Origin of the sequence: Paenibacillus sp. OK076 (assembly GCF_900110055.1) — a bacterium.
GTDB lineage: Bacteria > Bacillota > Bacilli > Paenibacillales > Paenibacillaceae > Paenibacillus.
Window position 1 is genome coordinate 85,323 of record NZ_FOCH01000006.1, and the last position, 14,260, is coordinate 99,582.

Consider the following 14,260-nt stretch of genomic DNA (forward strand, 5'->3'; position numbering starts at 1 on the left):
ATTCGAACAGGCCCTCATCCAGTTCTGAATAAAATAGGCCAGTCAGTACACGCGATGAATAATATCCTCGAAATCCGGTTCTTTCATCTCGACATCCTCAATCTCGCCCCATTGTTCGAGCTGCTTCAGAATGTCCATCGTGCTCCACTCTTTTCGATTGACCTCCACAGTGACGATCTGGCTCTCTGCCCCTGTGATCTGAATGGCGGAGGATATAGCATCCGGGATGTGATATGAACCGCGATACGTAACGCGAATAAGTGTTGGCAGACCGATGGTGTCACGCAGAGATGGGATGGAGCCGTCATACGTAAGTTGACCATGATTGATCACCATCACCCGACTGCATAGCTGCTCAATGTCGTCCATGTCATGGGTGGTTAGCAAAATCGTTTTGCCAAACTCTTCATTTAATGTACGAAGGAATTGACGAATGTTCCGCTTCGCGTTCACATCCAGTCCAATCGTCGGTTCATCGAGAAAAAGCAGTTCCGGGTCATGCAGCATGGAAGCTGCCAGATCAGCACGCATCCGCTGTCCAAGCGAGAGCTTACGGACAGGCGTAGCCCAGAATGATTCCAGATCCAGCAGCTCGGCGAACTGGGCTAATCGTTTCGTTTTGTCCTCGGCCGGAACTCCGTACATCTCGGCCAAAATATCATACGAATCCTTCACGGGCAGATCCCACCAGAGCTGGCTTCGCTGTCCGAACACGACACCGAGGCGCCCAACCGTGCGCCGTCTTTCCTGGTGCGGGTTCATGCCACCGAGCAAGACCTCTCCCGAGGTCGGATGAAGGATACCCGTCAGCATTTTGATCGTCGTGGATTTGCCAGCCCCATTCGGGCCGATATATCCAACAAATTCTCCTTTGCCAATATCAAAGCTAATGTCTCGAACTGCTTCCTTGGACAGATACTCACGTGAAAACAAGGTGCGAAGCCCGGAGAACCGGCCCTCGCGTACCACAGGGGTTTTAAACTCCTTTTGCAGATGCCGCGCTGTAATCATAGTCATGTCGATTTTCTCCTCCTTAGCTGCCTGTACTTTGGTATTTGGTTAACCCGAATTTCCAGAAACGCAGACTTGCGGCCAGACTCAGGACGGCCACAACGACAATGGCACCAAGAACCCATGCACCTAGTTCGCCGCGAAGCAGATAGAGTGACGGAATATAGTTGACGAAACCCACCGGGATTACGGTCAGCAGAATGCCAGACATCCATTTAGGATACAACGTCAGTGGATATTGGGCAGCTGTTCGCGCCGCATCCTCGGTGATGGTCTGCAGTTCCTCAATACGTGTGGTCCAGAAACCAAGCGTTGCCGTGGCAAGCCCGATTGAAAATAGAATAATGGCACCGGTCAGGATAACGAGCAGAGAGAAGGGGATGACAGTCCAGCCGATCTGTCCGCTATGCATCATACCTGCCAGAGACCAACAGAGAATAAACCCGCCTTGCAAAACTTCACCAGCCATGATGCGGAAATTTTGTGGCAGTAAGGCCAGCAATACGGGCATCGGACGGGTTAACAGTTGATCGAGTTCGCCGCCGACCAGATATTTTTCGAGATGATGCACTTCGTTGCCAAACGATCGATATAGTGTCTTGGATAGGGTCATGATCGCGAAGAGGTAACCGATTTCATGAAGGGACCAGCCTTGAATGGCTCCGAATTTGTGCAGCACCAGAGCAACCATCAGAAACTCGGAAATTTGAATCAATGCGGCCAGAACGGAGGCCATGACGAAATTGAACTTGTATTGCATCCGACTGCGGATGCTTGTTCGAATGAGCATTTTATATAAAGTGAACCAGGAAGTTGTTTTCATCCGCCCTGCACCTCCACTTTACGGCGCAGTACCTGGGTGATCGCCAGACAGACGAATGTCATGAGGACGCACCAAATCAAGGTTCCCCATAACAAGGAGCCATTTTCATAACCCAGATAGATTCGGGTCGGGACATAGAGCAGGAAAGGATAGGGAGATAGCCAGGCGATTCGTTCCAACCAGTCTGGCAGCCATTCCAGCGGAATGAAGAAACCAGCGAGCAGATTCATCATGGCGTGATTGCCCCAATGCAGCCAGGAGGACTCCGTCGTCCACATCGCGGTGGCGCCAATAATGTAATTCATACAGATGGATAAATAGGATGCGCCGGCAAGACCAATTGCGGCAAATAACAGGGTTGAAGCTTCTGAGGGCCATTGCAGAGAAAATACGATGGAGAAGAGCAGGTAAATCGGAATGCTTTTGTACACGAACTGGTAGGCAATCTGCCCCCATTCACGTGCCATCAGGTGGGTAAACAGATGAACCGGCCTCATGAGATCAAGCGCGATCTGCCCTGTCCTGACCGTGAGTGGAATACCAAGTCCATTGGTGAGAAAACCCGAGATCCAGAGCGAGGATTGCGTAAACGCAATGTAACTGATCATCCCCTGTGTCCCGTATTCTCCGAGAGAGTGATCGGCCCCGATGCCAATCCAGAGACAGGCATACATGTAACCGAACATAGCGCTTGCCAGGTTATGTACCATGTGGGCCCCGCGGTATTGCAGATTCCGGGAGTAGGCTTTGGAAGCCAGAGTGAAATAAAGCATGTGACACCTCCGATAAGTTGGTTGAACGGCGGTTCCGTTCACTTCAGTCAAGGCGAAAAAGAGAGAAGGACAACAGCATACCAATTAATTCCTTCACAGGCAAGACATTTTTTTGGCATATACCGGAAGAAATGAGGCTGTTCAACAATGCGCCACAAGACAGCGGTTTGTCCGTTCCTTTATAATTGGGGAGCAAGAACGCAAACGTTTACAATATAAACTATTCAAATTTTAAATAATCCGCCGGGCATGTGCCTGACGATTGAGGATACAGCTTCAACAATCCGGCAAGAGAGAAGGTTGGAATGAGGAAAATTGCATGGGTCACGGACAGTACGAGCACACTCGATCCGCTATTTGCTGAGCAGAATCATGTGTACATTGTACCTCTGCGCATCGTTTTTGGAGAGGAATGTTATCGGGAGACAGAAGACATCTCGTCGGAATTGTTCTATGAGAAACTTGAGGGGTCTTCACGTGCAAGCAGTTCACAGCCGCCGATTGGTGAATTTATTGAACTGTATGAGTCGTTGAAAGGCCAGTACGATGAGATCATTACCATTCATTGCTCCACTGCGCTTAGCGGTACGCTGCACACATCAATGCAGGCTGCAGAGATCGCAGGGGTGACGGTTACCGCCATTGATTCCAGAGCAGGCGCGTATCCGCTGCGGGAGATGATTTTGCAAGGACTGGAATGGCAGAAGAAAGGCCATACAGCCGCCGAAATCAAACTTCACATCGAACAGATAATTGATAACATGTCCTTTTACCTCATCCCGGCCAGTCTTCAGCATTTGCACCGCAGTGGGCGGGTGTCGGGGACCCAGCTTATTCTTAGCCAATTGTTGAAAATTCATCTGCTGCTTCGATTCGAAGAGGGCAAAGTGGTTGTGAATGAGAAAATTCGTACGTTTAAACGGGCCAAACAGCGCATGCTGGATGTGCTCAAGGTGGATATGGGGAAAGTGAAGCATGTATGCATCATGCATGCGAACAATCAGGAAGAAGCCGTTACGATCAAACAGCAGATTGCAGATCTGCTTCCCCGCTTGAAGACGGAAATTATGCCTTTTATCCCTGTGGTAGGCATTCATGCAGGGGCGGGAACGATTGGGCTGTGCTGGATACGAAGCGAGACGGTATAAGGTTGTACATGAGACCTGGCAGGAGGTTCACTTTGAAACATGAAGTGGCGATCCTGCCGGGTTTTTCGTATTTCATTGCCAATTGATGCAAACTGTGAGGTAATAAAGGAAACGTTCAAGTTGGAGGGAATATCGTGTCAGGTTATCGCTTGCTGCTTGTTGAAGATGATCGCTCTATTAGTGAAATGGTAGGGCCTTATTTGGAAAAAGAGGGCTATGACGTCTCTTATGCATATGACGGATTAGAGGCGGAACGTCAATTCAGCCAATCACCGTCAGGTTATGACTTGGTCATTCTCGATCTGATGCTGCCACATAAAAATGGGATGGAAGTGCTCCAGACCATCCGTGCCACCAGTCTGGTGCCAGTGCTCATCCTGTCTGCGAAGGACGGAGAGGTGGACAAAGCCCTCGGCCTTGGCTTCGGCGCGGATGATTACTTGAGCAAACCCTTCTCGTTGATCGAGCTGACCGCTCGGATCAAGGCGGCTATTCGTCGTGCCAACTATACCGCACAGCCTGCAGCTTCAACTACTCCGAAGGCACAGCGCATTCACATTGGCGGACTTGTGGTCGATATGGATACGTATGAGGTGGAGCGTGATGGCATATCTGTAAAGCTTACTTCCAAGGAATTTGGCATTCTCAAAATGTTTGTCACCCACCCTGGCAAAGTATTTACCAAGGCTCAAATCTACGCTTCTGTCTGGAATGATCACTATTACGGCGACGAAAATATCATTAATGTTCATATGCGCCGTCTGCGCGAGAAGCTGGAAGTTGACCCGTCCAATCCCCGGTATATCAAAACATTGTGGGGCATCGGTTATAAGCTGGAGGTGGACCCGGCATGACGTTGATCTTGGCCTGTTCTACCGGGATCTTGGCTCTCGTCGTCATTTTGTTGAGCGTAAGGCTGCATAAACGCAGTACCCATCTAACCTACATACATGAGAAATTGACCGCGATTATAGATAAAGGTACGTTTGAGCGGCTGCTTGTCTTCAACAGTGACCCCCAAATCAGCCAGCTCCTTAAGGACATGAATCAGTTACTGGATCATGCACATCGGGCTACGGCGGGTTATGCCAATCAGGAGAAGGAGATGCGCAACATGCTCTCCAATATCTCACATGATCTGAAGACGCCGCTTACGGTTGTGCTTGGTTATAGTGAAACGCTGCTGCACAGCACTTCCCTAACCGATCAGGAACGCGTGATCATGACCGGCAAAATCCAGGATAAGGCGCAGGAGGTGTTGCGTCTGATTCATTCCTTTTTTGATCTGGCGAAGCTGGAGTCCGGGGATAACGAGCTTGTACTGACCAGGGTCAATGTAAGCGAATTGTGTCGCTTGAAGATGATTTCTTTTTATGACATGTTAACGAATCTGGGGCTGCAAGTGGAGCTGTCCATTCCTGAAAGTGATGTCTTCGTGAAAGGCAATGAGGAAGCGCTGGACCGTGTGCTGGATAATCTGATTACTAATGCTATGAAATATGGAGCGGATGGCAAGGTACTTGGCCTTTCACTCGACTATTCAATAGGCGAACAAGTGACTCTTAGCATCTGGGATCGGGGCAAGGGCATTCCTGAACAGGAGCACAGCCGTGTATTTGAACGTATGTATACCTTGGAGGATTCTCGTAATCGTCTCTATCAGGGCAGCGGTCTGGGTCTGACCATTACGAAGCGGCTGGTGGAGCGGATGGGCGGAAGTATTGAGCTGCATAGTGTACCTTTTGTACGAACTGTATTTTCAGTTTCTTTAAAACCTTGTTAGGCGCATTTTGCAACTTTCCCGTTAAGCTTAAGGTTTTTGTAAGATTTGATTAATAAAAAAGAAGAATTTTCTCTTTACAATACAGATATAAGAACCCGTCAGGGACGAACGTAAAGGAGAATATCAACATGACCTATATTGCGCGGACGATAGGTGTGACCAAGACGTATGCAGGGACAGAGGTTGTATCAAACGTCAATATGAGTATCAAGCAAGGGGAGATTTACGGGTTTCTTGGTCCGAATGGAGCGGGGAAAACAACAATGATGAAGATGCTCACCAACCTGGTGAAGCCGACTGTAGGCGAGATTGAGTTGTTCGGTGAAAAGCTCACCCCTACTTCTTATGAATTGCTGAAACGAATGGGCAGCATCATTGAATATCCTTTCTTCTACGATAAGTTGTCCGCCAGGGAAAATCTGGAGCTTCATTGTGAATACATGGGATTCTATAACAAAAAGATCATTGATAACATGATGGAGAATGTAGGTCTCAAGGACACAGGCAAGAAGCCAGTTCGCGACTTTTCGCTGGGGATGAAACAGCGTTTAGGCATTGCTCGTGCGCTTATCACAACACCGGAACTGCTTATTCTGGATGAACCGATCAACGGACTCGATCCCTTAGGCATCAAGGAGATGCGTGATTTGTTCAAACGTCTCAGTTCCGAATATCGGATTACCTTGCTAATCTCCAGCCATATCCTTGGGGAAATTGAACAGGTAGCGGACACCGTTGGGGTCATTCGAAATGGGCGTCTGGTTGAAGAAATATCCATGGAGAGCATTCGCGGGAGCCACAGCGAGTATATTGAGCTGCAAACGATGGATTCGCGTAAAGCGACCTATGTAATGGAACATCAGCTGGGGTTGAAAAATTATAAATTGATCGATGACCATACCGTACGCATCTATGATCCAGGCGTTGCTCCATCGGAATTGACAGGCAAGCTGATCGGGCATGGCGTTGAGATTGAATCCATTTTCAAACGGGCACATTCATTGGAAGAACACTTCATGAACCTAATGAAAGGGGATGGGGACGTTGCTTAAACTGATCCAGCTGGAACTGCGCAAACATCGGTTTGCCCGAAATTTCAGAGCGGTAGGAATTGCCAATCTCGTCCTCATCCTGTTTCTCATCATGATTGGATTCACCGATCAGGGGGCAGAAGATTACGCTTTTGCAAATTACGATGTTTCCTTCATGTTAGTAGATACGTTTGCCAGAGCCGTATTCATTATTTTTGGTGGTGCGCTGATAGGGAAACTGATTATCAGTGAGTATCGAAATAAAACAATGAACGTCATGTTTACCTATCCGATCAAGCGCCATAAAATCATTGCAGCCAAACTGATCATCATCTTTGTTTTTACTTTCATGATGATTTTGTTTACCGATGTGCTGATGGGGGCATTGTTAGTTGTGGCAAACCACTTCTATGACTTCATTCCCGACACATTGACGATGCGTGAAGCATTGGTACTGTTGCTGAAGTACACCATTAGTTCCTTGTCCGCTGCGGGCATGGCCCTGATCCCTCTATTCTTTGGGATGCGCAAACATTCGGTCACGGCTACACTGGTATCATCCATTCTGCTTGTTTCTGTAGTATGTTCAGGATTCAACGGGCCAATGTTCTCCATCAATACACTTATTGTGCTTCCGCTGACCCTGGGGGCAATTGGACTGTGGATAGCTTCGCTGTCCATGACTCGTCTGGAGACAAAAGACGTGAACTGATTCCTTTGGAATCCATACTCCGTATGGCTTCACATGGCATTGACATCTGCTCTTACAAGGGATAGGATAATGTCAACTGAAGGACGAAGGAGAATGCAACTACCATGACGATTCCAAAAACATTAACAATCGCTGGTTCGGATACGAGCGGCGGTGCCGGGATTCAAGCAGATTTGAAAACTTTTCAGGAGCTTGGTGTGTATGGCATGACTGTGCTGACCACTGTTGTGGCTATGGAGCCTGACACGTGGGATCACCAGGTCTTTCCTGTGGAATTAAATGTAGTCGAGGCTCAACTGCGCACCGTTCTGGATGGCATCGGTTTTGATGCAATGAAGACAGGGATGCTGGGTTCTGTAGACATCATTGAATTGGTTGCGAAGCACATCCGCCGGAGCGGGCTGCCACAGATCGTTATCGATCCGGTAATGGTCTGCAAAGGTACGGACGAAGTGCTGCAACCTGAAAATACAGAAGCAATGATTGAATTCCTGTTGCCGGGTGCTGATCTGGTTACCCCGAACCTGTTTGAAGCTTCGCAGCTCGCGAAAAGTGGACTGATCCGCTCCAAGGAGCAGATGGAAGCTGCAGCAGCTGTCATTCACGATCATGGGGCGAAACATGTCCTGATCAAGGACAGAGGCGTGATTAACCCGGGCAAAGCGATGGATCTTCTCTATGACGGAACGAACTACGAATGGTTTGAAGCCGATGTTGTTGGCTCCGGATATACACACGGTGCAGGCTGCACCACATCTGCGGCAATTACCGCAGGTTTGGCGCGCGGTCTTACCGTGAAAGAGGCTGTTCGTGAAGGTAAAGCCTTCGTGACCAAAGCGATTGCTGGCGGATTCCCGCTCAACCGCTTTGTTGGCCCGACGTTGCATGTAGCACACCGACTGGAGAACCAACGCTGAGCGGTGCGCACATGTAGTGTGTAATCGCGGAGATATAACGTGGTCTCAGCCGAAAGTAGCTGTCAATGAGCAGGGGATTGCTCGTTGGCGGCTTCTTTTTTGTGCGAAAATGTATGGAATTTAGTAACTTCTGGTATATATTAATCGTATATAAGATGGAGTTCATTCCAGAACATGGCTGGACACACGGACGACACACGGAATAGTTATGTTAACAACAGAAAGCTAAAAGGAGAGTCGGCCATGGTCAGAACAGTGCTTCTGGTGGAAGACGAAAGCCGCATTCGTGAGATTGTGGCCGATTATTTCATAAAAGAACAATGGAACGTTATTGAAGCAGAACATGGGGTGGAGGCACTGGAATTGCTGGAACTGCATGAAGTGGATCTGGTCATTCTGGATGTGCTGATGCCGGAAATGGATGGATGGACCCTCTGTGGGCATATTCGTTCCCAGTCGACCGTACCTATTATAATGCTGACTGCGCGATCGGAAGATGATGACAAGATCCATGGTTTTCAACTCGGCGTGGATGATTATGTAACGAAGCCATTCAGTCCTCGTGTGCTGGTGGCACGTGCAGAGACATTAATGAAGCGGGTGGAGGGTGCCGTTAGCAAGGAGCAGACCGTGATTCGGTTTGGAGGCGCAACACTCGATCCCTGGGCGCGGCGGCTTGAGAAGGATGGAGTCGAAGTGGAGCTTGCTCCCAAAGAATACGACCTGCTGCTGTATCTAACTCGCAATCAGGGAATTGTGCTGTCCCGCGATGCCATTCTTAACCGGGTGTGGGGATACGACTTTGAGGGCGACTCGCGTGTGGTCGATACCCATATCAAAAAGCTTCGCAGCAAGCTTGGAGATGAAGCCAAGTGTATCCGAACCGTTATCGGTACGGGTTATCGATTCGAGGCCGAGACATGAGACGTAACGGTGTAACGATGAAACTGTTTCTGGTCATGGCTGGATTTCTGCTTCTTCTATATGGAACAACCGTGATTGCCCAACTGGTCTGGTTCCCTGACTTTTACCAGCATCAGAAGATCAGCAGCATTAAGAAGAAATTAACGAAGTTTGAACAACAATACTCCGCTGGACATTGGAATGATGTGCAGTTGGCCAAGGAAACCGGGAAGTTCATGCGGCAGAATCAGTCGCATCTGGTTATCCTGACGAATACAGGCAAGCTGGTTAATGATCCATTTCACATTGTTCTTCTGCAAGAGGATGGCAAGCAGGTAAATATATCGCTTTCGTTGTTTATCAACAGCGAGAACGCAGGATGGCTTGCTTCACACTTGAAGTATGGTCAGCAATTGACCGTTACAGGCTCGGCAAGTGGCATGAATGATCCTATGGTCTATCCGCTCAAGATAAAGGATCAGAGCTCTGTGGTCAGCGGAACAGAAGATTTTCAGGAGTTAACGGAGCCGGTAGAAGAATGGTCAGGTACATTGCAGGACGTTGTTCTTCCCAACCTGGGAACATGGAGCCAGAGACAGGGTTTGCTTGTGCAGGCCTTGGATAGCCGCTTCCCACTATCTACGGAAGACCAGCTCCGTCTCGCCAACGGAAAAATGATTAATGAGGAATGGACCGACAGCTGGAGCGGTGTACGAAATGTGCTTACCATTGCTCCGGTGCACAGCGCCGGCCCCCAGCAGCAGCTCATTTTTTCCCTGACGTCTCTGCAGGAGATGAGGGAGGCGAGTGAAGCTACACAGCTATTTTATGCGTATTTTGGTATTGCAGCATTTGTGCTGATTGTGTTCCTTTCACTGCTTCTGTCCCGAATCGTCACCAAGCCGTTGCTTGCCCTGAACCATGTTGCCAAAAAGATGTCGACCCTTGATTTTACAGTGAAATCGCCCATCCGCCGCAATGACGAGATTGGCAGTCTATCCAACAGTCTCAACGCGCTGTCAACGACACTGGGTCAGACTTTGGAAGAACTAAGGCAGGCGAACAGTCAGATGCGTACCGATATGGAGATGAAGCAGCGAATTGAACAGCGTCAGCGGGAGTTTTTTGCCGATGCATCCCATGAACTCAAGACACCTATCAGCATCATCAAAGGGTACTCCGAAGGGTTGAAAGATGGAGTCAGTGAGAGTAAACGTGAGCGTTACATCGAGATCATTGCCGATGAAGCGGTCAAAATGGAAACGATGGTCGAAGAGATGCTGGATCTGGTACGGCTGGAATCCCAAGCGATTAAGCTGAACACCGATGCGGTGGCTCTTGGAGATATGATTGAAGATATTGCCGGTCGTCTGGGACCACAACTGAAGGAAAAGGAACTGGAGGTTGTACTGGTTTCCACCACAGAGCAGACCGTTGAGGGAGACCGCAGCAAGTTGGAGCAAGTCATCTATAATATGATGATGAATGCTATACGTCATGCTGTCCCTAAGACCGATATTATGATTGAGATCAGCAGGCCGGAAGGGCAGGTTCGAATCTCCATCGAGAATCAGGGTGAGCAGATTTCGGAAGCGGAGCGCCAGTACATCTGGGAAAGATTCTACCGTGTGGAACGCTCGCGTAATCGCAAAATGGGGGGAACCGGTCTCGGCCTGGCCATCGCGAAGCAGATTCTCGATTTGCATGGATGCAGTTATGGTGTGGAGAACACGCCGGACGGAGTCCGTTTTTATATTATTTTTCCTAATGCTTAGTACGAAGGGGAGTCAAGTCTATGAAATCTTTACCGTCCATTCTAACGTTGGGCAACTTAACTTCAGGCATGCTGGCTGTGATTATGGCTATCCATGGCGAATTTGCACTGGCCGTGACGATGATCTGGGTAGCCATGTTCTTTGATCTGTTTGACGGGTTTGCAGCCCGCAAGCTGCATTGTGAGGGTGAATTCGGGAAAGCGCTGGATTCACTGGCTGACGTTGTGTCCTTCGGGACAGCACCCGTGCTGATCCTGTATTTGAACTCCATGAACGAGGTAAATGCGCTGGGTATGGCACTGACGGCATTATTCCCGGTTTGTGGTGCATTGCGTCTTGCCCGTTACAATTGCCAGAAGACAGCAAGCCATGGTTTTGTGGGCATGCCGATTACGTTTGCAGGCGGTCTTATGTCCTTTTTCGCGCTCTGGAGTCCTTATTTCACTCATGGTGTAGCCTATCTTGTCATTATCGTATTATCCGGTCTAATGGTTAGCCAAATCCGATTCCCGTCTCTAAAACAAGTGCTAGCCCCCCATGAGAAGGATATTGTGGAACCGAAATAAGGAGCGAGTCAGTATGGAATTTGCAAGAGAATTTATTGGTCAATACGGTTATTTCGCAATTTACGGACTGCTGGCTCTTGGCGTGATTGGCATGCCTATTCCGGATGAGGTGATGATGACCTTTGTCGGTTATCTCGCCTCCATCTCGGTGCTGAATTATTCGGTGTCCATCGTTGTCAGTTTTGGTGGAGCGTTTACTGGTGGTCTTCTGAGTTACACCATTGGCAAGAAGGCCGGTCGGCCACTGGTTGAGAAGTATGGTAAATGGGTTGGGGTCAACGCCAAACGGCTGGGCAGGGTGGAGTCCTGGTTTTTGAAATACGGGTACTGGTCTATCATACTGGGCTACTTCATTCCAGGCATTCGTCATCTGATGTGCTGCTTCTCCGGCATCAGCCGCATGGCCATAGGACGATACGTGCTTGTCTCCAGCATTGGCGCGTTTATATGGTGTGTTGTCTTTATATCGATCGGCTTTTACGTAGGTGTGTTAACTTAAAATGGGACAGCCTGTTATGAACAGGCAAGGATAAAGACCTCTTGTATATGGAGCGGTCTTTTTTTGTTTATGTATTAATTGACTCCATTAAAAACGAAAAGCCCACCGCAATATGCACGGTGAGCTGATTATAAATTTTGTTTACCCGCTTAGATGGGATTCCTCAATCCCTTTTTCAACACGAGTTCCCCCTTTTTTGCGTGCAAAGGTGATTTTGAGCAAAGGTGGCGTAACCAGCGTTGTAACGATAACCATAATGACCACACTGGTGAAATACTCAGCATCGAGCAAGCCGGAAGCAAGTCCGGTTGAAGCGATAATAAGAGCGACCTCCCCCCGGGAGATCATCCCCGAACCAATAGCCAGAGAGGATGCCCGATCAAATCCAGTCAGTCGAGCACCAGCTCCGCCACCCAGAAGCTTGGTTACAATGGCAATGAGACTGATGACGATAATGAACCAGATCTGTGAACCCACGCCGTCAAAAGTTACATTCAAGCCGATGCTTACAAAGAAGACTGGGACAAAAATCCCGTACGCGATCGGCTCAAGCTTGGTTTCGACCTCATGTTTGAAGTTCGTTTGGGAGATGGCGATACCTGCCGCAAAAGCCCCGATAATGCCTGCAACCCCCATCCACTCGGCAAAGTACGAAAAGCCAAAACAAATGATTAATCCGGCCGTAATAACGGTCTCCGTGACCTTCAGCGGTGCCATCCACTTCATGATGCGTGGAACAAGGAACCAGCTGGCAGCGATAATCACTACAAAGAATAGCAGCTTCTTGCCAATAAGCAGCGAGATTGAAGTATCGGTTGCGCCTGTTCCGAGCAAACTCATCATGACTGCGAGGATGACCACAACGAGTACATCATCGACGACAGCTGCTCCAAGAATCGTTGTACCCTCACGAGAGCTGAGCTGATTCATGTCTTTGAGCGTTTGGACCGAGATGCTGACCGAAGTGGCACAGAACAACAGTCCAAAGAATAAAGCGTGTGTCTGCGACATGCCGAAAGCAGCGGCAGCTCCATATCCCCCGATGAATGGTAAAATGATACCACCCACGGCAACAGCAAAGGCTGCCTTCCAATTTTTCTTCAATTGTTCCAGATCCGTTTCGAGTCCGGCAATGAACATAAGCAGCAGTACTCCGATTTCAGCCATGTAATGGATGAAATCACTTTGTTGTACCCAACCGAGCAGAGCGGGGCCAAGAATAACACCAACAATCAATTTGCCCAGAACCGACGGCTGACCAAGTCTTACGGACAAATCACCAGCCAGCTTGGTGAAAATCAAAATAAGTGCAAGAACCAAAATAAATTCCATAGGTGTACTCCTCTCCAGCAGTAGCGTTTATAGGATTACCAGTCCAAGGGCGCATCATTCCAGGCCTCAAGAACAGAAAAAAGGCATAAAACGGCGCTTGTAATAGTGCCGCTTTATGCCTTAAAAAAGACAAGGAGGGCCCTTGGTGACAGGCTCCTCCAGTTCAACGCGTATTTGATTAATTGCATTAATTATACCACAAATACAGGATGGGGTAAACCAGTGAAGGTGTGCTTTTAATGAAATTGGCCTTATGTGGGCATTTTAAGGGTACCTGACGAGGCCTTTTGTTCAGAGTGTTGTCACTTAACAGTCGAGAAATGGCAAGATATAATGAGATAGAACATAGAAGTTAGGATATGAGGAGGATTTTTCATTGGGCAAACAGGACAAAGGGGAACGAAACATTCAATCCAATCAGATTGCCCCGACCAGTAATAAAAATTTTGCAGGTCTTATTATTACCATTTCCATTATCGCCAATGTCATTATTTTATTGTTGTTCTTTGCACCGTCGATCGGATACAAAGGCGATGTGGCCTTTGACATTACCGTGCTGCCGCGGTTTAACGCCGTGTTCAACAGCTTCACCTTCATCTTCCTGCTTGCGGCCTTGATTGCCATTATCAAGCGGAATGTAAAATTGCACAAACGTTTCATTCTTGCTGCATTTTCAACGACCCTGTTATTTCTCGTTACGTATCTGTCGTTCCACTATTTGTCTCCGGAAACGTCCAAATACGGCGGAGAAGGCATCATTCGTTCCATCTATTTCTTCATTCTGATTACACACAGCATACTGGCAGCCATTATTGTTCCGCTTGCTTTGTTCACTCTGGTATGGGGCTGGACGAATCAATTGAAGAAACACCGTAAAATTGCTCGTTGGACGATGCCAATCTGGCTCTACGTGAGTTCAACGGGTGTAGTTGTATATCTGATGATGGCACCTTACTATTGATAATTTCAAAAATCATGGGCATATCC

Annotated in this window: 15 protein-coding genes; 11 read left to right on the forward strand and 4 right to left on the reverse strand. The window is 48.4% G+C overall.

Annotated elements, in window-relative coordinates; translation table 11 throughout:
• Nucleotides 1-42: 42 nt before the first annotated feature.
• The 3 genes from BMY78_RS28720 to BMY78_RS28730 are packed head-to-tail and all read right to left on the reverse strand — an operon-like array spanning nucleotide 43 to nucleotide 2,607.
• Nucleotides 43-1,011, reverse strand: a complete 969-nt coding sequence (locus BMY78_RS28720) for an ABC transporter ATP-binding protein (RefSeq protein ID WP_090904756.1) — start codon at nucleotides 1,009-1,011, stop codon at nucleotides 43-45.
• A gap of 22 nt (nucleotides 1,012-1,033) precedes the next feature.
• On the reverse strand, nucleotides 1,034-1,834 hold the full coding sequence (locus tag BMY78_RS28725; RefSeq protein ID WP_090904652.1) for an ABC transporter permease: 801 nt from the start codon (nucleotides 1,832-1,834) through the stop codon (nucleotides 1,034-1,036).
• A complete protein-coding gene (locus BMY78_RS28730; RefSeq protein ID WP_024631448.1) occupies nucleotides 1,831-2,607 on the reverse strand; it encodes an ABC transporter permease in 777 nt (258 codons plus the stop codon). The genes BMY78_RS28725 and BMY78_RS28730 overlap by 4 nt, the downstream gene beginning before the upstream one ends.
• Before the next feature lie 305 nt (nucleotides 2,608-2,912).
• Between BMY78_RS28730 and BMY78_RS28735 the strand changes: the two genes are divergently transcribed.
• From BMY78_RS28735 to BMY78_RS28780, 10 genes are all read left to right on the forward strand, one after another.
• Nucleotides 2,913-3,755 carry a DegV family protein gene (locus BMY78_RS28735; protein ID WP_090904653.1) on the forward strand — a complete coding sequence of 281 codons (843 nt, stop codon included), beginning with the start codon at nucleotides 2,913-2,915 and terminating at the stop codon, nucleotides 3,753-3,755.
• A 134-nt stretch (nucleotides 3,756-3,889) separates the two neighbouring features.
• Nucleotides 3,890-4,609 carry a response regulator transcription factor gene (locus tag BMY78_RS28740; protein WP_090904654.1) on the forward strand — a complete coding sequence of 240 codons (720 nt, stop codon included), beginning with the start codon at nucleotides 3,890-3,892 and terminating at the stop codon, nucleotides 4,607-4,609.
• Entirely contained in the window at nucleotides 4,606-5,538 is a 933-nt protein-coding gene (locus tag BMY78_RS28745) for a sensor histidine kinase (RefSeq protein ID WP_090904655.1), read from the forward strand. Before BMY78_RS28740 ends, BMY78_RS28745 begins: the two co-directional genes overlap by 4 nt.
• A gap of 128 nt (nucleotides 5,539-5,666) precedes the next feature.
• Nucleotides 5,667-6,590 (forward strand): ABC transporter ATP-binding protein, encoded by a 924-nt coding sequence (locus tag BMY78_RS28750; RefSeq protein WP_090904656.1) that lies wholly within the window; start codon nucleotides 5,667-5,669, stop codon nucleotides 6,588-6,590.
• Nucleotides 6,583-7,281, forward strand: coding sequence for an ABC transporter permease (locus BMY78_RS28755; protein ID WP_177185906.1), 699 nt, complete (start codon nucleotides 6,583-6,585; stop codon nucleotides 7,279-7,281). The genes BMY78_RS28750 and BMY78_RS28755 overlap by 8 nt, the downstream gene beginning before the upstream one ends.
• Nucleotides 7,282-7,385: 104 nt before the next feature.
• A complete protein-coding gene (gene thiD, locus BMY78_RS28760) occupies nucleotides 7,386-8,198 on the forward strand; it encodes a bifunctional hydroxymethylpyrimidine kinase/phosphomethylpyrimidine kinase (RefSeq protein WP_063567104.1) in 813 nt (270 codons plus the stop codon).
• Nucleotides 8,199-8,441: 243 nt separating this feature from the next.
• The gene (locus BMY78_RS28765) at nucleotides 8,442-9,122 is read left to right on the forward strand and encodes a response regulator transcription factor (protein WP_090904658.1); all 681 of its coding nucleotides are present in this window, start codon (nucleotides 8,442-8,444) and stop codon (nucleotides 9,120-9,122) included.
• Complete coding sequence (locus tag BMY78_RS28770; protein WP_143067094.1) at nucleotides 9,071-10,876, forward strand: sensor histidine kinase; 1,806 nt, start codon at nucleotides 9,071-9,073, stop codon at nucleotides 10,874-10,876. Before BMY78_RS28765 ends, BMY78_RS28770 begins: the two co-directional genes overlap by 52 nt.
• A 20-nt stretch (nucleotides 10,877-10,896) precedes the next feature.
• Nucleotides 10,897-11,442 carry a CDP-diacylglycerol--serine O-phosphatidyltransferase gene (gene pssA / locus BMY78_RS28775; protein ID WP_090904660.1) on the forward strand — a complete coding sequence of 182 codons (546 nt, stop codon included), beginning with the start codon at nucleotides 10,897-10,899 and terminating at the stop codon, nucleotides 11,440-11,442.
• 13 nt (nucleotides 11,443-11,455) lie between these two features.
• Nucleotides 11,456-11,941, forward strand: coding sequence for a DedA family protein (locus BMY78_RS28780; protein WP_053780148.1), 486 nt, complete (start codon nucleotides 11,456-11,458; stop codon nucleotides 11,939-11,941).
• A gap of 141 nt (nucleotides 11,942-12,082) precedes the next feature.
• Here BMY78_RS28780 and BMY78_RS28785 read toward each other — a convergent pair whose 3' ends face one another.
• Complete coding sequence (locus tag BMY78_RS28785) at nucleotides 12,083-13,273, reverse strand: cation:proton antiporter (protein ID WP_090904661.1); 1,191 nt, start codon at nucleotides 13,271-13,273, stop codon at nucleotides 12,083-12,085.
• A 376-nt stretch (nucleotides 13,274-13,649) separates the two neighbouring features.
• Between BMY78_RS28785 and BMY78_RS28790 the strand changes: the two genes are divergently transcribed.
• Nucleotides 13,650-14,234, forward strand: a complete 585-nt coding sequence (locus BMY78_RS28790) for a DUF420 domain-containing protein (RefSeq protein ID WP_177185907.1) — start codon at nucleotides 13,650-13,652, stop codon at nucleotides 14,232-14,234.
• Nucleotides 14,235-14,260 lie beyond the last annotated feature (26 nt).

Excerpts from the sequence above, each read along its gene's own strand:
- BMY78_RS28720 (WP_090904756.1), bottom strand. The coding sequence starts at position 1,011 with ATGATTACAGCGCGGCATCTGCAAAAGGAGTTTAAAACCCCTGTGGTA.
- BMY78_RS28725 (WP_090904652.1), bottom strand. The coding sequence starts at position 1,834 with ATGAAAACAACTTCCTGGTTCACTTTATATAAAATGCTCATTCGAACA.
- BMY78_RS28730 (WP_024631448.1), bottom strand. The coding sequence starts at position 2,607 with ATGCTTTATTTCACTCTGGCTTCCAAAGCCTACTCCCGGAATCTGCAA.
- BMY78_RS28735 (WP_090904653.1), top strand. The coding sequence starts at position 2,913 with ATGAGGAAAATTGCATGGGTCACGGACAGTACGAGCACACTCGATCCG.
- BMY78_RS28745 (WP_090904655.1), top strand. The coding sequence starts at position 4,606 with ATGACGTTGATCTTGGCCTGTTCTACCGGGATCTTGGCTCTCGTCGTC.
- BMY78_RS28750 (WP_090904656.1), top strand. The coding sequence starts at position 5,667 with ATGACCTATATTGCGCGGACGATAGGTGTGACCAAGACGTATGCAGGG.
- thiD (WP_063567104.1), top strand. The coding sequence starts at position 7,386 with ATGACGATTCCAAAAACATTAACAATCGCTGGTTCGGATACGAGCGGC.
- BMY78_RS28765 (WP_090904658.1), top strand. The coding sequence starts at position 8,442 with ATGGTCAGAACAGTGCTTCTGGTGGAAGACGAAAGCCGCATTCGTGAG.
- pssA (WP_090904660.1), top strand. The coding sequence starts at position 10,897 with ATGAAATCTTTACCGTCCATTCTAACGTTGGGCAACTTAACTTCAGGC.
- BMY78_RS28780 (WP_053780148.1), top strand. The coding sequence starts at position 11,456 with ATGGAATTTGCAAGAGAATTTATTGGTCAATACGGTTATTTCGCAATT.
- BMY78_RS28785 (WP_090904661.1), bottom strand. The coding sequence starts at position 13,273 with ATGGAATTTATTTTGGTTCTTGCACTTATTTTGATTTTCACCAAGCTG.